Here is a 17,294-nt window from a genome sequence, read left to right as displayed (position 1 = left end):
GATGCTCTCTTCTCGCGCTCGTCGCGCTTTTCCGCTGTATATTTGCTGCTTAACGACTTTCACCAGTGTTTCAGCCTTTGCCGACAATACGCTTTTCACCGCGATGGACGATCCGGCCACCGCCAAGAAACCATTCGAAGGCAACGTGCAGGCGGGCTACAACGCCCAGTCAGGCAACTCGCAGAGCTCCACCCTGCTTGCCAACACCAACATGACCTGGTTCAACAGCGATGCGGCGTACAGCCTGTGGGGGGCGGCTAACAACACCACCTCCTCCAACGTGCGCTCGTCCGAAAAATACCAGGCCGGTGGCCGTACGCGCTATAACCTGACCGATCGCAACTACCTGTTCGGCCAGGCCGGCTGGCTGAGCGACCGTTTCAACGGTTACGACTCACGCTCCACGCTGACCGGCGGCTACGGCCGTCAACTCCTCAACGGGCCGCTTAGCGATCTGCGGGTGGAATTCGGTCCCGGCGTGCGCCATGACGAATACCATGGCGGCGGCCGCTCGACCAAAGGGTTGGCCTATGGCGCGGCCAACTATTCCTATCAGCTGACCGACAACACCAAGTTCATTCAGGGCGTTTCCGCACTGGCGAACGAAGAAACCACGCTGAACTCGGAAAGCGCGTTGAACGTGGCGATCAACGATCGCTTCTCGCTGCGCGTGGCTTACACCGTGACCTACAACAGCAAACCGCCGGCCTCGGCGCCGAAGAACACCGACACGACGACCTCGGTCACGCTGGTCTACGGCCTGTAATTTCCCCCCAATATTTCTCAAAGCCCATCATTGATGGGCTTTTTTTATGCCTGCCGCCCTCTTTTGCACAATCTGCTAAAAATATTCACCCCACCCATTGACGACTTTAGCAAATAGCTTAATACTGTATGCATATACAGTAATTATTATACAGCCTCGGGGCATGATGGATTTCGATAGAGAGTGGCCAGAAACGCATCGATAGCCGCCACAGCTCCCGAGAGACTGTAAACAAAGCGAGCATAAGCTATGGAGAAAATCACCTCATTCATCACCTACGCCATGGCGTTGTTTCTCGCCTGGCTCGGCAAGCTGTCACCGCAGGACATTGCCTTTCTAGTCGGTGCGGCGGTAGGCATCGGCACGTTTCTGGTGAACTGGTACTACCGACGTAAAAGCCTGCAGATCTTGAAGGCTATTGAACGCAATGCGGCATCACGGAGGAAAATTTACGATGAATGCAATCGTTAAGCGCTGCAGCGTCGCCACCGTTTTGGCCATCGCCGTGCTATTGCCGTCATTTGGCGAGCTGCAAACCTCAGAAGCCGGCCTCAGGCTGATCGCCGATCTCGAAGGCTGCCGCCTGTCGCCTTACCAGTGTAGCGCCGGGGTGTGGACACAGGGCATTGGACACACTGCCGGCGTCATCCCAGACAAGATGATAGATGAACGCAAAGCCGCGGTGGATTTGGTAGACGATGTTCGCCGCACCGAACGCGGCATGGCCGCTTGCCTGCCGCATACGCTCTCGCAACAAACCTATGACGCAGTAATCGCCTTCGCCTTCAATGTGGGCGTCGGCGCAGCCTGCCACTCTACGCTGGTCGCGCTGCTGCAACAGCGCCAGTGGCGGCAGGCCTGCGATCAGTTACCACGCTGGATTTACGTAAACGGAAAGAAAAATAAGGGGCTGGAACAGCGACGCGCCATGGAACGCGCACTGTGCTTGCAGGGGATTGCCTCATCATGACGAGTTCGCTCGCCAAAGGGTGATGCCACAACAATTTCACTTAATTTGTTCAAGGGGGTTCTTATGATGCACTGTCCACTATGCGGTCACGTGGCCCACACTCGCTCCAGCCGCTATCTGAGCGAGTCGACCAAAGAGCGTTACCATCAATGCCGCAACATCAATTGCAGCTGCACGTTCGCCACGCACGAGTCCGTCGCGCGGGTGATCGTCAAACCTGGCGATGACATTATCCCGGCGCAGCCTCACCCGCCGGAGAGTCAGCATAAACAAAGCGCCGCGGCGCTATAATGCAAAAAGCCTGCTTATGCAGGCTTTATTATGTTGGCGGCGCGCAGACGAAATCTCGCAAATGTAACCAGTCGAGATTTAAGATAAAAAAAGGGGTTGGCATAATGCCAACCCCTGATAACTATTAACTTTTGGATGCAGCGTTAGCCAACGCGGTTCAGACGCTCTTTGATACGAGCAGCCTTACCAGTACGCTCACGCAGGTAGTACAGTTTAGCTTTACGAACGGCACCACGACGTTTCACAGCAATGCTGTCGATTACTGGGGAGTGAGTCTGGAATACGCGCTCAACACCTTCGCCGTTGGAAATCTTACGAACAGTGAATGCAGAGTGCAGACCGCGGTTACGGATAGCGATAACCACGCCCTCGAATGCCTGCAGACGTTTTTTGCTACCTTCAACGACCCATACCTTCACTTCCACGGAATCACCCGGACGGAATGCAGGTACGTCTTGTTTCATCTGCTCTTGTTCAAGTTGCTTAATAATGTTGCTCATAATATGTCTCTTACCCTAGGTAAACTGATATATCGGTCCCGTCTGTTGTCAGACGTTTCCTTCATAGTCCTGTTGCCTGGCCTGATGTTCCCGTTGGAACTCAGCCAGCAACACCGCTTGCTCGTCAGTCAGAGCTAGGCTTTCTAGAAGTTCAGGTCTTCTAAGCCAGGTTCGGCCCAGCGACTGCTTTAAGCGCCAGCGACGTATCTCGGCATGGTTACCCGACAGCAGAACTGGCGGTACCTCCATCCCTTCCAACACCTCTGGGCGGGTATAGTGCGGGCAGTCCAGCAATCCGTCGGCGAAGGAGTCTTCCTCCGCTGAGGCCTGATGGCCCAGCACACCCGGTATGAAACGGGCGACTGAATCAATCAGGGTCATTGCCGGCAGTTCCCCGCCGCTGAGAACGTAATCGCCGATTGACCATTCTTCGTCAATTTCGGCTTGGATTACGCGCTCGTCTATCCCTTCGTAACGGCCGCATACCAGAATCATCTTCTGATTGGCCGCCAGTTCGCACACGCCGGTTTGATCCAGCTTGCGCCCCTGAGGTGACAGATAAATCACCTTTGCTCCCTCGCCTGCCGCTGCTTTAGCCGCATGAATGGCTTCCCGTAAAGGTTGCACCATCATCAGCATTCCCGGGCCGCCGCCGTAAGGGCGATCGTCCACGGTACGATGCCGGTCGTAGGTGAAGTCGCGAGGACTCCAACACTGCACGCTCAGCAGGCCATTTTTTACTGCCCGGCCAGTCACCCCGTAATCGGTGATAGCGCGGAACATCTCAGGAAACAGGCTTACAATACCGATGAACACAAGCCAATCCCCTTACCGTTATTCCACTTGCTTCGACCGTTTGATCCGGGGGTCAAAAACCAGGATCCCAATCTGCCTCAATCACGCGGGCAGTGAGATCGACTTTCTTGATAACCTGCCCATGAAGAAACGGAATCAACCGCTCCTTCATGCCGAACGCATCTTTCAGGTTCGCTTTCACAACCATCACATCGTTCGAGCCGGTTTCCATCATATCGATGACTTTACCCAGCTCGTAGCCGGCGGTGGTGACTACCTGGCAGCCCATCAGGTCTTTCCAGTAGTAATCGTCACCCTCCAGCGGAGGAAGTTGCTCAGAATCCACCATAATCTCGCGATTAGTCAGCAGATTCGCCGCGTCCCGATCGTCAATGCCTTTGACCTTGATGATCAGATCCTGACTGTGGCGCTTCCAGTCTTCCAACTCGATATGCTGCCACTGACCCGCCTGCTGGATAAACCACGGCTGATAGTCAAAAATGCTTTCGGCGTTCTCGGTGGATGAAAACACTCTGAGCCAACCACGAATGCCGTAAGCGGACCCCATTTTACCGAGTACAATCGGCTGCTTAGGCGCTACCGGTTTGAGTTGCTTGCTCATTGCCACCACCGCGACAGATTAAGCTGCTTTCTTAGCGTCTTTGATCAGCGCGTGAACGCGATCAGAAACGGTTGCACCCAGACCAACCCAGTGCTCGATGCGGTCCAGGTCCAGACGCAGTGCTTCAGCCTGACCGGAAGCGATCGGGTTGAAGAAGCCAACGCGCTCGATGAAACGACCATCACGAGCGTTGCGGCTGTCGGTCACTACTACTTGATAGAACGGACGCTTTTTAGCGCCGCCACGTGCCAAACGAATTGTTACCATAACATCCTCTTTAGTTAATAAAACAGCCGGGCCCCATTGAGGGACGGGGCCCGGTTGCAATATAAAAAGCCCGAAAATTTTACTCATTTTGGCGCAAAAAGCAATCTAAAGCGTCGATCGCAGGGGACAACTTTTGCAGCCTGTCAAATTTCGGGCGGTTTTCACCGCGAACGGCGAATGCTGAAAGCGCCCGCACTCAGCGTGCGGAGGCCCATTAGCGGCCTGGGAAGCCCGGCGGCATCATACCTTTCATGCCGCGCATCATCTTCGCCATACCGCCTTTCTTCATCTTCTTCATCATACGCTGCATTTCGTCGAACTGCTTCAGCAAGCGGTTGACGTCCTGCACCTGCATGCCGGCCCCCATCGCGATGCGGCGCTTGCGCGAGCCCTTGATGATTTCAGGTTTGGCGCGCTCTTTCAGCGTCATCGAGTTGATGATCGCCTCCATGCGCACCAGCACTTTGTCGTCCATCTGCGATTTGACGTTGTCCGGCAGCTGGCCCGCGCCCGGCAGCTTGCTCAACATGTTGGCCATACCGCCCATGTTGCGCATCTGCTTGAGCTGCTCCAGGAAGTCGGTCAGATCGAAACCGTCGCCCTTCTTCAGCTTGTTGGCCAGTTTCTCCGCCTGCTCGCGGTCGACCTTGCTTTCGATATCTTCGATCAGTGACAGCACGTCGCCCATGCCCAGGATGCGTGATGCCACGCGATCCGGGTAGAACGGCTCCAGCGCTTCGGTCTTCTCGCCCACGCCGAGGAATTTGATCGGCTTGCCGGTGATATGGCGGATGGACAATGCGGCACCGCCGCGCGCGTCGCCGTCGACCTTGGTCAGCACCACGCCGGTCAGCGGCAGCGCTTCGTTAAACGCCTTGGCGGTATTGGCGGCGTCCTGGCCGGTCATGGCGTCAACCACGAACAGGGTTTCCACCGGCTTGATCGCCGCATGCACCTGTTTGATCTCGTCCATCATCGCTTCGTCAACGTGCAGACGGCCGGCGGTATCGACGATCAGTACGTCGTAGAATTTCAGCTTGGCCTGTTGCAGCGCGCGATTGACGATGTCGATCGGTTTTTCTTTAACGTCAGACGGGAAGAAATCGATGCCGACACCTTCCGCCAGCGTTTCCAGCTGTTTGATCGCCGCTGGGCGATAAACGTCCGCGGAAACCACCAACACTTTCTTCTTCTGTTTTTCTTTCAGGAACTTGCCGAGCTTACCGACGCTGGTGGTTTTACCGGCGCCCTGCAGGCCCGCCATCAGCACCACCGCCGGCGGCTGGGCCGCCAGATTCAGCTCGGTGTTGACTTCGCCCATCGCGGCGATCAGCTCACCCTTGACGATCTTGACGAACTCCTGCCCCGGCGTCAGGCTCTTGTTGACTTCATGACCAACCGCGCTCTCTTTGACGCGGTTGATGAAGTCGCGCACCACCGGCAGCGCAACGTCCGCTTCCAGCAATGCCATACGCACTTCACGCAGGGTTTCCTTGATATTCTCTTCGGTCAGCCGCCCGCGGCCGCTGATATTGCGCAACGTGCGCGACAATCGATCGGTTAAATTTTCAAACATCGTCTCATGCTCAACGTGTAATGACAGGCCGCTCCGGCGACACAATTGCGCCGATGATAACACGAAGCGCGCAGGATCTCTGCCTCAGCGTTGGAGATAGGTTGGAGTGAAACGCGCGCAACGTTATACTGACACTCCTATTAACCACGCCGAAGCAAAATTAAACGCTATGCCAGTTTTCTCCATTGTGGCTTTGATGGCCTACCTGCTCAGCCTTGGACTGATCATTCCCAGCTTGTTGCGGAAGAACAGCGCATACCGTCGACTGGCCCTCGTCTCGGCGGTGGTGGCGCTGATTTGCCACGCCATCGCGCTGCAGCAGCGCATCTTTGACGTCAGCGCCGGGCAGAATCTCAGCCTGCTGAACATTGGTTCTATCGTCAGCCTGATCATCTGCTCGGTGATGACCTTCGTCGCTTCACGCGATCGCGGCTGGTTCCTGCTGCCGATCGTCTACAGCTTCGCGATGATCAATCTGGCCTTCGCCAGCTTCATGCCCGGCGAGTTCATCACTCACCTGGAGGCCAGCCCGGAATTGATGGTGCATATCGGCCTGGCGCTATTCTCTTACGCCACCCTGATCATCGCCGCGCTCTACGCCTTACAGCTCGCCTGGCTCGACTACCTGTTGAAAAACAAGAAGCTGACCTTCAGCGCCGACATGCCGCCGCTGATGAGCATCGAGCGCAAGATGTTCCATATCACCCAGATCGGCGTGGTGCTGCTGACGCTCACCCTGTGCACCGGCCTGCTGTACATGGATAACCTGTTCAGCAAAGAGAACGTGCATAAAGCCGTGCTGTCGATCATGGCCTGGTTCGTGTATATCGTGCTGTTGTGGGGCCATTACCATGAAGGCTGGCGCGGCCGCCGCGTCGTCTGGTTCAGCTTCGCCGGCGCCTTCCTGCTGACGCTCGCCTATTTCGGCAGCCGTCTGATTCAGCAGGTGATGGTGCGCTAGGCCAGCCTGGCTCAATTCTCCCTCTCTATAAGGAATACTGCATTGGAGCATGTGTCGACGGGGACCCTCATCATTATCCTGGTGATCATGATCGTGGTCTCCGCTTACTTCTCCGCCTCCGAAACCGGCATGATGACGCTCAACCGTTATCGCCTGCGTCATCTGTCCAAACAGGGCAACCGCTCGGCGCGTCGGGTGGAGAAGCTGCTGCAAAAACCGGATCGGCTGATCGGCCTGGTGCTGATCGGCAACAACCTGGTCAACATCCTCGCCTCGGCGCTGGCGACCATCGTCGGCATGCGGCTGTATGGCGATCTCGGCGTGGCGATCGCGACCGGCATACTGACCTTCGCCGTGCTGCTGTTCGCCGAAGTGCTGCCGAAGACCTTCGCCGCCCTCTATCCGGAACGTATTGCCTTCCCCAGCAGCGTCCTGCTGGCCCCGTTGCAAAAGGTGATGTTCCCGCTGGTCTGGCTGCTCAACGGCATCACCAGCCTGACCTTGCGCCTGTTCGGCATTCGCACCAACGTGCGCATCAGCGACGCCGTCAGCAAGGATGAGCTGCGTACCATCGTGCGCGAATCCCAGTCGCAGATCTCACGCCGCAATCAGGACATGCTGATCTCGGTGCTGGATCTGGAAAAGGTGACGGTCAACGACATCATGGTGCCGCGCACCGAGATCGTCGGCATCGACGTCAACGACGACTGGAAGTCGATCATGCGCCAGCTGACCCACTCGCCGCACGGCCGCATCGTGCTGTATCGCAGCTCGTTGGACGATGCGATCGGCATGCTGCGCGTGCGCGAAGCCTACCGCCTGATGACCGAGAAAAAAGAGTTCAACAAAGAGAACCTGCTGCGCGCCGCCGATGAGATCTACTTCGTACCGGAAGGCACGCCGCTCAACGTTCAGTTGGTGAAATTCCAGCGCAATAAAGAGAAGGTCGGCATCGTGGTCGACGAGTACGGCGACATTCAGGGCCTGGTTACGGTGGAAGACATCCTCGAGGAGATCGTCGGCGACTTCACCACCTCGATGTCACCGACGCTGGCGGAAGAAGTCACGCCGCAGAGCGACGGTTCGGTCTTGATCGACGGCACCGCCAACGTACGGGAGCTGAACAAAGCCTTCAACTGGACCTTGCCGGCCAATGAAGCCCGTACCGTCAACGGTATGCTGCTGGAAGAACTGGAAGAGATCCCCGAAATCGGCACCCGGGTGCGTATCGGCCATTACGATATCGACATTCTCGACGTACAGGGCAACATGATCAAACAGGTGCGAGTCACGCCGATCACCTCGCTGCAGTCCAGCGTCGGCCATCACTGACCGCCGGCCAGAACGTAAAAAAGACGCGAAATCGCGTCTTTTTTGTTTCTGCGGGAAACGTACGGTCAGATATGCAGCTCCTGCAGCTTCTCTTTCGGCAGCGCCAGCTCGTCGTTGTGGTTCACCACCACGCCGTTATCCAGAATGTGCTTGGCGATTTCCTGCGCTTCTTCCAGCGAGTGCATGTGGTAGGTACCACACTGGTACTCGTTCAGCTCAGGGATCTTGCGCTGGTCGGTCACTTTCAGCACGTCGGCCATCGCCGCTTTCCAGGCATCGGCAACGCGCTGCTCTTCCGGCACGCCGATCAGGCTCATGTAGAAACCGGTGCGGCAGCCCATTGGGGAGATGTCGATAATCTCCACGCCCTGGCCGTTCAGGTGGTCGCGCATAAAGCCGGCGAACAGGTGTTCCAGCGTGTGAATGCCGCGTTCGGGCATCACTTCCAGGTTCGGGCGGCAAAAGCGCAGATCAAATACCGTGATGGTATCGCCATGAGGCGTTTTCATGGTTTTCGCAACGCGGACAGCCGGGGCTGCCATACGGGTATGATCGACGGTAAAGCTATCCAGCAATGGCATTTCGCTACCTCCTCGTAAAAGAGCATTTATTTCGAAACTTTTTTTCCTAACCGGGAAACCTTTTCCAACCCTGCGAGTCTGAGTATGTGAAAGACGCGCATTTGTTATCATCATCCCTGTCATCAGAGATGCATATTTGGCCACATTGATGTGGCCTTTTTCTTTTTCAGCTTCCGCCGTTTTGCTTCAGGAACGCTTCAAAGCTTAGCGTATCATTGGCTTCTATGTCGCGTTGGCGCTGCCACGAGGCTTCCCGCTCTTTATCCAGCTCGGCCTCATTCAGGATTTCCAACGGTTCTTCCAGCAACGTCTGGCGATACTGCTCCGCCAGCTGCAGACCGACGCGCCCAGTGCCTTCCGCCTTCATCGCCTTCAGAATGCGCGCGGAGAAGGTCAGCTCAGGATCGTCGAACGCGGCGACCAGCTCATCGCACACCTGCTGGTATTGACGGTTGCCGGCTTCGCCGTCCAACACTTCCGCCACCCGACGCAGATCGGCGAACAGCGCCTTACCCACTTTTTCCAGCGGCTCATGGCTGGCACCACAGCCGATGCCGATGGTCTGGCCCGGCTTGCGCCCTTCGAGGATCACCCGGTTCCAGTTCTTGCGCGTGCACAGCAGTTCATCGCTGCTCATCTCCGGCGCATCGGCCAGCGCGCACCACACCAGGAACAGATCCAGGAAACGCGCCTGCACCGCATCCACGCCGATCGGCGAGAACGGGTTGATATCCAGCGAACGCACTTCGATGTATTCGATACCGCCGCGCAGCAACGCGTCTGACGGTGTCTCGCCGCTTTGGGTCACGCGCTTCGGCCGGATCGGCGCATACAGCTCGTTCTCGATTTGCAGCACGTTGCTGTTCAGCTGCAGGTAGCGATCGCCCTCTTTCACGCCCAGCTTGGCGAACTCTTCGGAAGGCGTAGCAATCGCCCGTTTCAGACCGGCCACATAGCTGTGCAGATCGTTGAAGGTGATGCCCAAATTGCTCTGCGACTTATTGGTGTAGCCCAGGTCGCTCAGACGCAGCGAGGTGGCGTACGGCAGGTAGCACATCCCCTGCTCGGTGCGCTCGAACGGCAGAGTGGTCTCGCGCCCTTTGAGGAACGAAGAACAAATGGCCGGCGATGCGCCAAACAGATATGGGATCACCCAGCCGAAACGATAATAGTTGCGGATCAGGCGGAAATACCCCGCCGAGATTTGCTCTTTACCGCTTTCTGCGTCCTGCACGCCGGCCCAGGCCTGCCAAAATTCCAGCGGCAGCGAGAAGTTGTAGTGCACACCGGAAATAGTCTGCATCAGCGCGCCATAGCGATTCTTCAGCCCTTCACGGTACAGCGTCTTCATGCGGCCGATGTTCGACGAACCGAACTGCGCCAGCTCGATGTCCTGCTCGGCTTCGATAAAACACGGCATGCTGAGCGGCCACATGCGCTCATCGCCAATGTTGCGCGCCACGTAGCGATGAATATCGCGCAGGAACGTCAGCAGGTGATCGATATTGTCATCAACCGGCGTAATAAACTCTAACAGCGCCTCGGCGAAGTCCGTGGTGATCCAGTGGTGCGTCAATGCCGCCCCCAGCTTTTCCGGATGCCCGGTGGTCGCCAAGGTGCCGGTCGGCGTGACTCGCAGCGTTTCACGCTCGATGCCGCGACGAATGCCTTTTAATGCCTGAGGATGGGCTTCCAACCAAGAAAGCGCCTGTGATACGTCCGGGATCAAATTGACCTCCCGCTTCTAAAAACAATAACTCGTAAGCATACTGAATCCGCACCCGAGAGAATATTGAGTTATATTCACTTGGTTACTGCCACCAGGCAATGCCCTGTACCGTTATCATAGCCAAAACGATGTAACGCAGCGCCTTTCCGATACACAGAAACAGCGCGACAGAGCCCCAGGGCATGCGCAGCCAACCTGCCAACACGCACAACAAATCGCCCACCACCGGCACCCAGCTGAGCAACAGCGCAGCCGGGCCGAAGCGTTGCAGCCACCCGAGCGCCGTTGCCAGCCCCCGCTGTGGTTTCAACGCCGGTAACAGGCGCCCGATAATGACATTGGTCAAGCCGCCCAGCGTGTTGCCCAAGGTCGCGGCCAATACCAGCAATTCCGGCGAGACGCGACTCTGGGTCAGCAAGGCGACCAGAACGATTTCTGAATTTCCCGGCAGCAGCGTCGCACTGAGGAAGCTACTGCCAAATAACGATATTACGGCTAGCGTACTACTCACAGCGTGCGGACGTCTACCACAGCCATACCGGCACTTTTCGCCGCCTGAATGCCAAATTCGGCATCTTCAAACACCACGCATTTTTCCGGCGGCACGCCGATCAGTTCAGCACAGCGTAAGAAGGTATCCGGCTCCGGTTTATGGCGCTGTACGTCGTCCGCGCCGACGATCGCGTCGAAGCAGTCGAACAGGCCGAGATGACGCAGCAGCATTTCAGCCATGCGGTGCTCGCTGCCGGTACCGACCGCCATCGGACGGCGGCCGTGATAGGACTTCACCACCTCGATCAACGGCAATGGACGCACGCTATCCAGCAGCATCGCTTCCACCGCGCGGGTTTTCTCCGCCGCCAGGTGATGGGGATCGAGGTCGGCCTGATGGCTGGCGATAATCGCCTGAGCGATGCGCCAGGTCGGCGAACCGCTCAGCGCCACCATGGCCGTTTCATCAAACGTCATGCCATAACGGGACAGCACTTCATGCCACGCTTTACGGTGCGTTGGCTCGGTGTCCAGAATCGTGCCGTCCATGTCGAAAATAAGACCCTGATAGCGGTCGTACATCGTTACTCCATGATCGTTGAGGAAAGAAAACTACTTTAGCGTAAAGCCGATGGGTTGTCGCTGACTGCGTCATAGCGGAATGTGCTGTGCCTAATCGTGCACAAAGGGGAAAGGGGGGGAGATAGATAAAGGCTGAAAAGCGAAAAACCCGCCGAGGCGGGTTTCTCTTAGATGGTGCATCCAGGAGGATTCGAACCTCCGACCGCTCGGTTCGTAGCCGAGTACTCTATCCAGCTGAGCTATGGATGCATGTCTATTTTTTACTGCTTGCCTGCTTCGCTAACGAAACACGACAGAAAGAATGGTGCATCCAGGAGGATTCGAACCTCCGACCGCTCGGTTCGTAGCCGAGTACTCTATCCAGCTGAGCTATGGATGCACAGGAATTCTTTTTTGATACCGTATGGTACGTTGTTACTACCCCACCATACTGCAAAATATGGTGCATCCAGGAGGATTCGAACCTCCGACCGCTCGGTTCGTAGCCGAGTACTCTATCCAGCTGAGCTATGGATGCAAATGGCGGTGAGGCGGGGATTCGAACCCCGGATGCAGCTTTTGACCGCATACTCCCTTAGCAGGGGAGCGCCTTCAGCCTCTCGGCCACCTCACCATACGCTTCTTTCGAATTGTGCCTAACTTGCTTTGGAGAAGCTCATCGGCACTGCGTGGCGCACATATTACTTTCTCCGACTTTTAAGTCAAACAATTTTTCCCAACTCATGCGCGTTTGCACAATTCACACCCAACATGGGCGATTTCACGGCAAAAAGGGCGTTTTATCAACAGGCAACCGCAGCGTCTGTGGCAACAAAGCAGGAAACTCACCGGGAAAATAATCACGAAAAAGAGAGGGGGGAACGAAAGAAGTGGGTAAAACGATGCAGTAGCGTCTCGTCTGGCAACGAGACGCTGCTTCGGAATCAGTAAGTCGTCTGCTGAGACTTCTCTGCCTGAATGCGCTGATAGATTTCTTCACGGTGAACCGAAACCTCTTTGGGGGCATTCACACCAATACGCACCTGGTTGCCTTTTACCCCTAGCACAGTGACCGTAACCTCATCGCCAATCATGAGGGTTTCACCAACTCGACGAGTCAGAATTAACATTCTTTGCTCCTTGAAAGATTAAAAGAGTCGGGTCTCTCAGTTTCCCCGTCATTATCCATCATATGTGGTGAAAACGTAAGCCGCGCAATCCACAATAAGTGTAAGCAGACTTGGTCCCACCTCAGATAATGGTAAGTTTAGCCGACCTGAAAAACTTTGTTCCCGCAATTGTAACTAAATTGTGTTAGCACAGTATGAAAACGCCATAATCAACAAAGTATTATGGCGTTTGTGCGTGCTATTTATTTATGTTCACAGCTTCGAGGCCACCCAGGCTTCTACGCTGTTTAACGCCGCTGGCAGGGCGTTGATATCCGTCCCCCCCGCCATCGCCATATCAGGGCGACCACCGCCCTTGCCGCCGACCTGCTGCGCCACGTTGCCGATCAACTCGCCGGCTTTCACGCGGTCAGTCAGATCCTTGGTCACGCCCGCGACCAGGCTGACTTTGTCATCAGCCGTCGTCGCCAACACGATAATGGCCGAACCCAATTGATTTTTCAGGTCATCCACCATAGTGCGCAGCATTTTGGCTTCGACATTGTCCAACTGGCTGACCAACAGCTTCACGCCGTTAACCACTTTCGCCTGACTGGACAGCGACGCGCTTTCCTGCGCCGCCTGCTGATCTTTCAGTTGCTGCAGTTCTTTTTCCAGCACGCGGGTGCGATCGAGCACCGAGCGCACTTTATCGGTCAGGTTGTTGCTATCGCCCTTCACCAACTGCGCAACGTCTTGCAACAAATCGCTTTGCTGATGCAGCGTAGCTATAGCGCCAGCACCAGTTACCGCTTCAATACGGCGAATGCCCGCCGCGGTGCCCGACTCGCTCAGAATGCGGAACAGGCCGATATCGCCGGTGCGGCTGGCGTGGGTGCCGCCGCACAGCTCGGTGGAGAAGTCGCCCATGGTCAGCACGCGAACGTTGTCGTCGTACTTCTCACCGAACAGCGCCATCGCACCCTTCTCTTTGGCATCTTCCAACGCCATCAGCTCGGTCTGCACCGGCAGGTTACGACGCACCTGCTGGTTAACCAGATCTTCCACCGCGCGAATTTGTTCCGGCTTCATCGCTTCGAAATGCGAGAAGTCGAAGCGCAGGTATTTGTCGTTAACCAGAGAGCCTTTCTGCGCAACGTGCTCGCCCAACGTTTGGCGCAGCGCAGCGTGTAGCAGGTGGGTCGCGGAGTGGTTCAGGCGGATGCTGTTGCGGCGCTCAGTGTCGATCTGCGCGTCCACGCGATCGTTCAGCTTCAGCGAACCTTGCGCCAGCTTGCCTTGATGGCCGATAGCCTGACCGTATTTCTGGGTGTCGTTGACCACAAACTCGGCGCCTGCGGTTTTCAGCACGCCTTTATCGCCGACCTGGCCGCCGGATTCACCGTAGAACGGCGTCTCGTCCAGCACCACCACCGCCTCTTCGCCAGCGTTGATCTGATCGACCGGCTGGCCGTCGCGGAACAGCGCAATGACCATCGCCTGCTGCTCGTCGTGATCGTAGCCGCTGAACTGGCTGCTGCCGTCCACACGGATCAGGCTGTTGTAGTCGGCGCCGAAACCGCTGGATTCGCGCGCGCGGCGGCGCTGTGCTTCCATCGCCTCTTCAAAGCCCGCTTCGTCGACTTTCAGACCGCGCTCGCGGCAGACGTCAGCGGTCAGGTCCACCGGGAAGCCGTAGGTATCGTACAGACGGAAAGCGGTTTCGCCGTCCAGGGTATCGCCCTGCAGCTTGGCCAGCTCTTCGTCCAGCAGCGCCAGACCACGCTCCAGCGTACGGGCAAACTGCTCTTCTTCGGTTTTCAGCACCTGCTCCACCAGCGACTGCTGGCGTTTCAGTTCATCGGCCGCCGGGCCCATCACTTCGATCAGCGGCGCCACCAGCTTGTAGAAGAAGGTGTCTTTCGCGCCCAGCATGTTGCCATGGCGGATCGCACGACGAATGATGCGACGCAGCACGTAGCCGCGGTTTTCGTTAGACGGGATCACGCCGTCAGACACCAGGAAGGCGCAGGAACGGATGTGGTCGGCGATAACGCGCAGAGATTTATTGTCCAGATCGGTCGCACCGGTCACTTTCGCCACGGCGGCAATCAGGGTGCGGAACAGGTCGATCTCATAGTTGGAGTTCACATGCTGCAACACCGCCGCGATGCGTTCCAGGCCCATACCGGTATCCACCGAAGGTTTCGGCAGCGGCAACATGGTGCCGTCGGACTGACGGTTGAACTGCATGAAAACGATGTTCCAGATCTCGATGTAGCGATCGCCGTCTTCTTCCGGGCTGCCCGGAGGACCACCCCAAATGTGATCGCCGTGATCGTAGAAAATCTCGGTGCACGGGCCGCATGGGCCGGTATCGCCCATCTGCCAGAAGTTATCAGAAGCGAAAGGCGCGCCCTTGTTGTCGCCGATGCGGATAATGCGCTCGGCCGGTACGCCGATTTGCTTCTGCCAGATGTCGAATGCTTCGTCATCGGTTTCATACACGGTGACCCACAGTCGCTCTTTCGGCAGGTTGAACCAGTTTTCACCGGTCAGCAGTTCCCACGCGTAGCTGATCGCGTCGTGCTTGAAGTAATCGCCGAAGCTGAAGTTGCCCAGCATTTCAAAGAAGGTGTGGTGACGAGCGGTATACCCGACGTTTTCCAGGTCGTTATGCTTGCCGCCTGCGCGCACGCAGCGCTGCGAGGTGGTGGCGCGGGAATAGGCGCGTTTGTCGAGCCCCAGGAAAACATCCTTAAATTGGTTCATGCCGGCATTGGTAAACAGCAATGTCGGATCATTGTTAGGCACCAGGGAGCTGCTTGCTACAACCTGATGACCCTTACTATGAAAGAAATCGAGAAACGCTTGACGGATCTCAGCGGTGCTCTTGCTCATAATTTTCCTGGAAAGGCTAGAATAACGACACGTGAGCCGGTGGCGCGTCATCCCGACGATGACAACCAGCTCACGAACAAAAAGTGGGGATAAGATAAATTTTCTTCAGAGGGAAGTAAAACCCCGTGTGCGCTCATTGCGCAAAATCACGGTAAATTGACTGAATTTCTTCCTGGAAAAAGCCGCGATAGAGCAGATAACGCTGCACTTTGGCTTTCTCTTTCCAGTCGGTTGGCAACGCATCGCCAAATTTTCGCTGCGCCACCTGTTTTGCCTGTTCGCACCAGTCGATATCGCATTCCGCCAGCGCGTCCTGTACCAGCGCTTTGTCGACGCCCTTTTGCATCAGTTCGCTGCGGATGCGCTGCGCGCCGTAACCTTTGCGGCTGCGGCTGCCGATGTAACTGTGGGCGAAACGCGTATCGTCCAGCCAGTTGTGCTGGTAACAGTAGCCGATGACCTGCTCGATCAGCGCGGGATCCACCGGCTCTTCAGCCACCGGCGGTGATGCCGGTGCATGTGGTCCCTTGCCGCCAAAACGGGCTTTCGCCACAAACGGCTGCGCCGCAAGTTTGCGGCGCAGTTCAGCTTCACTATGATCGCGTTGCGACAGCAGGCGCATGGCGCGGCTTAGCAAGTCATTCATCATTTGAGCCTGAATTCAGGGGATGTGCGCCACATAAACGGCGGCGCACATCTTCAGCGATTAAAACTGCTCGCTGGTTTCCGCTTCGTCATCTTCGAAGTCGTCACCGGAGGCAGCCACCAACTCACCGCCGCTGTGCAGCAGCAGGTCGCGCAGTTTCTTATCCAGCTCGGCGGCGATAGCCGGGTTTTCTTTCAGGAAGTTACAGGCGTTCGCCTTGCCCTGACCGATCTTCTCGCCGTTATAGCTGTACCAGGCGCCGGCTTTTTCGATCATCTTGTGCTTCACGCCCAGATCGACCAGCTCACCACGGCTGTTGATGCCTTCGCCGTACATGATTTGGAATTCAGCCTGTTTGAACGGCGCAGCGATTTTGTTCTTCACCACTTTCACGCGGGTTTCGCTGCCCACCACTTCGTCGCCCTCTTTGATGGCGCCGATACGACGGATATCCAGGCGTACCGAAGCGTAGAACTTCAGGGCGTTACCACCGGTGGTGGTTTCCGGGTTGCCGAACATCACACCGATCTTCATACGGATCTGGTTGATGAAGATCAGCAGGGTATTGGCGTTTTTCAGGTTGCCGGCCAGCTTACGCATCGCCTGGCTCATCATGCGCGCCGCCAGACCCATGTGCGAATCGCCGATTTCACCTTCGATTTCCGCCTTCGGCGTCAACGCCGCCACGGAATCGACGATGATGACGTCAACCGCGCCGGAGCGGGTCAGCGCATCACAGATTTCCAGCGCCTGCTCGCCGGTGTCCGGCTGGGAGCACAGCAGGTTGTCGATATCAACGCCCAGCTTTTTCGCATAGATAGGATCCAGCGCATGCTCAGCATCGATGAACGCACAGGTTTTGCCTTCGCGCTGCGCAGCGGCGATCACCTGCAGCGTCAGGGTAGTTTTACCGGACGATTCCGGGCCGTAGATTTCGACGATGCGGCCCATCGGCAGGCCGCCGGCGCCCAGAGCGATATCGAGTGACAGTGAGCCGGTGGAGATCGTTTCCACGTCCATGGAGCGGTCTTCACCCAGGCGCATGATGGAGCCTTTGCCGAACTGTTTCTCAATCTGGCCCAGTGCCGCAGCTAACGCCTTTTGCTTGTTCTCATCAATAGCCATTTTTGCTCCTTCGTTTCGCAATGCCGGTGTTACCCCACACTGCCACTGAATGTATGTTGTGCAGGAAATG

General features: G+C 56.7%; 20 protein-coding genes and 4 tRNA genes. 7 read left to right on the top strand and 17 right to left on the bottom strand.

Features of this window, described 5'->3' with window-relative positions; translation table 11 throughout:
• Position 1: 1 nt before the first annotated feature.
• The 4 genes from WA302_RS21600 to WA302_RS21585 all read left to right on the top strand — a co-directional run bounded on the left by WA302_RS21600 (position 2) and on the right by WA302_RS21585 (position 2,027).
• Positions 2-766 carry a DUF481 domain-containing protein gene (locus WA302_RS21600; protein ID WP_143557845.1) on the top strand — a complete coding sequence of 255 codons (765 nt, stop codon included), beginning with the start codon at positions 2-4 and terminating at the stop codon, positions 764-766.
• A gap of 249 nt (positions 767-1,015) precedes the next feature.
• On the top strand, positions 1,016-1,237 hold the full coding sequence (locus WA302_RS21595) for an HP1 family phage holin (RefSeq protein WP_025301641.1): 222 nt from the start codon (positions 1,016-1,018) through the stop codon (positions 1,235-1,237).
• Positions 1,221-1,736 carry a lysozyme gene (locus WA302_RS21590; protein ID WP_049208782.1) on the top strand — a complete coding sequence of 172 codons (516 nt, stop codon included), beginning with the start codon at positions 1,221-1,223 and terminating at the stop codon, positions 1,734-1,736. The genes WA302_RS21595 and WA302_RS21590 overlap by 17 nt, the downstream gene beginning before the upstream one ends.
• A 63-nt stretch (positions 1,737-1,799) precedes the next feature.
• Positions 1,800-2,027: an ogr/Delta-like zinc finger family protein gene (locus WA302_RS21585; protein WP_025301639.1), complete on the top strand. Its 228-nt coding sequence runs from the start codon at positions 1,800-1,802 to the stop codon at positions 2,025-2,027.
• A gap of 143 nt (positions 2,028-2,170) precedes the next feature.
• Here the strand turns inward: WA302_RS21585 and rplS are convergent, their stop codons facing one another.
• The 5 genes from rplS to ffh form a co-directional block, all read right to left on the bottom strand.
• Positions 2,171-2,527, bottom strand: coding sequence for a 50S ribosomal protein L19 (gene rplS / locus WA302_RS21580; protein ID WP_025301638.1), 357 nt, complete (start codon positions 2,525-2,527; stop codon positions 2,171-2,173).
• 48 nt (positions 2,528-2,575) lie between these two features.
• A complete protein-coding gene (trmD, locus tag WA302_RS21575; RefSeq protein ID WP_043143896.1) occupies positions 2,576-3,343 on the bottom strand; it encodes a tRNA (guanosine(37)-N1)-methyltransferase TrmD in 768 nt (255 codons plus the stop codon).
• A 52-nt stretch (positions 3,344-3,395) separates the two neighbouring features.
• Complete coding sequence (gene rimM, locus WA302_RS21570; RefSeq protein ID WP_019455135.1) at positions 3,396-3,944, bottom strand: ribosome maturation factor RimM; 549 nt, start codon at positions 3,942-3,944, stop codon at positions 3,396-3,398.
• 18 nt (positions 3,945-3,962) lie between these two features.
• A complete protein-coding gene (gene rpsP, locus WA302_RS21565; RefSeq protein WP_004932501.1) occupies positions 3,963-4,211 on the bottom strand; it encodes a 30S ribosomal protein S16 in 249 nt (82 codons plus the stop codon).
• A 214-nt stretch (positions 4,212-4,425) separates the two neighbouring features.
• A complete protein-coding gene (ffh, locus tag WA302_RS21560) occupies positions 4,426-5,787 on the bottom strand; it encodes a signal recognition particle protein (RefSeq protein WP_004932504.1) in 1,362 nt (453 codons plus the stop codon).
• Between the two features lie 169 nt (positions 5,788-5,956).
• Here ffh and WA302_RS21555 point away from each other — a divergent pair, with 169 nt between their 5' ends.
• Positions 5,957-6,748 (top strand): cytochrome C assembly family protein, encoded by a 792-nt coding sequence (locus WA302_RS21555; RefSeq protein WP_004932506.1) that lies wholly within the window; start codon positions 5,957-5,959, stop codon positions 6,746-6,748.
• 42 nt (positions 6,749-6,790) lie between these two features.
• Positions 6,791-8,080: an HlyC/CorC family transporter gene (locus WA302_RS21550; protein ID WP_016929024.1), complete on the top strand. Its 1,290-nt coding sequence runs from the start codon at positions 6,791-6,793 to the stop codon at positions 8,078-8,080.
• Between the two features lie 65 nt (positions 8,081-8,145).
• On the opposite strand, the gene luxS is transcribed toward WA302_RS21550, so the two are convergent.
• The 10 genes from luxS to alaS all read right to left on the bottom strand — a co-directional run bounded on the left by luxS (position 8,146) and on the right by alaS (position 15,453).
• Positions 8,146-8,661 carry an S-ribosylhomocysteine lyase gene (gene luxS / locus WA302_RS21545; protein WP_004932513.1) on the bottom strand — a complete coding sequence of 172 codons (516 nt, stop codon included), beginning with the start codon at positions 8,659-8,661 and terminating at the stop codon, positions 8,146-8,148.
• 166 nt (positions 8,662-8,827) lie between these two features.
• Complete coding sequence (gene gshA, locus WA302_RS21540) at positions 8,828-10,390, bottom strand: glutamate--cysteine ligase (RefSeq protein ID WP_049208781.1); 1,563 nt, start codon at positions 10,388-10,390, stop codon at positions 8,828-8,830.
• 82 nt (positions 10,391-10,472) lie between these two features.
• The gene (locus WA302_RS21535) at positions 10,473-10,901 is read right to left on the bottom strand and encodes a YqaA family protein (protein WP_004932520.1); all 429 of its coding nucleotides are present in this window, start codon (positions 10,899-10,901) and stop codon (positions 10,473-10,475) included.
• Complete coding sequence (yqaB, locus tag WA302_RS21530; protein WP_025301636.1) at positions 10,898-11,464, bottom strand: fructose-1-phosphate/6-phosphogluconate phosphatase; 567 nt, start codon at positions 11,462-11,464, stop codon at positions 10,898-10,900. Before yqaB ends, WA302_RS21535 begins: the two co-directional genes overlap by 4 nt.
• 172 nt (positions 11,465-11,636) lie before the next feature.
• Positions 11,637-11,713: transfer RNA gene (locus WA302_RS21525), tRNA-Arg, on the bottom strand.
• Positions 11,714-11,766: 53 nt separating this feature from the next.
• Positions 11,767-11,843: transfer RNA gene (locus WA302_RS21520), tRNA-Arg, on the bottom strand.
• 61 nt (positions 11,844-11,904) lie between these two features.
• Positions 11,905-11,981 (bottom strand) — tRNA-Arg (locus tag WA302_RS21515).
• A 3-nt stretch (positions 11,982-11,984) separates the two neighbouring features.
• Positions 11,985-12,077: transfer RNA gene (locus WA302_RS21510), tRNA-Ser, on the bottom strand.
• 310 nt (positions 12,078-12,387) lie between these two features.
• On the bottom strand, positions 12,388-12,573 hold the full coding sequence (gene csrA, locus WA302_RS21505) for a carbon storage regulator CsrA (RefSeq protein ID WP_004091602.1): 186 nt from the start codon (positions 12,571-12,573) through the stop codon (positions 12,388-12,390).
• A 252-nt stretch (positions 12,574-12,825) separates the two neighbouring features.
• Positions 12,826-15,453, bottom strand: a complete 2,628-nt coding sequence (gene alaS / locus WA302_RS21500; RefSeq protein WP_025301635.1) for an alanine--tRNA ligase — start codon at positions 15,451-15,453, stop codon at positions 12,826-12,828.
• Between alaS and WA302_RS21495 the strand changes: the two genes are divergently transcribed.
• Entirely contained in the window at positions 15,403-15,546 is a 144-nt protein-coding gene (locus tag WA302_RS21495; RefSeq protein WP_162180460.1) for a hypothetical protein, read from the top strand. The genes alaS and WA302_RS21495 overlap by 51 nt on opposite strands.
• A gap of 40 nt (positions 15,547-15,586) precedes the next feature.
• On the opposite strand, the gene recX is transcribed toward WA302_RS21495, so the two are convergent.
• Positions 15,587-16,099: a recombination regulator RecX gene (gene recX, locus WA302_RS21490; protein WP_173889501.1), complete on the bottom strand. Its 513-nt coding sequence runs from the start codon at positions 16,097-16,099 to the stop codon at positions 15,587-15,589.
• A gap of 60 nt (positions 16,100-16,159) precedes the next feature.
• Entirely contained in the window at positions 16,160-17,224 is a 1,065-nt protein-coding gene (gene recA, locus WA302_RS21485) for a recombinase RecA (protein WP_004932541.1), read from the bottom strand.
• Between the last annotated feature and the right edge of the window lie 70 nt (positions 17,225-17,294).

The sequence above is a fragment of the Serratia sp. 201 genome (assembly GCF_037027545.1).
Classification (GTDB): Bacteria; Pseudomonadota; Gammaproteobacteria; order Enterobacterales; family Enterobacteriaceae; genus Serratia; species Serratia bockelmannii.
Note: the sequence above shows the minus strand (reverse complement) of the source record. Positions and strands in the feature narration are given on the sequence as shown.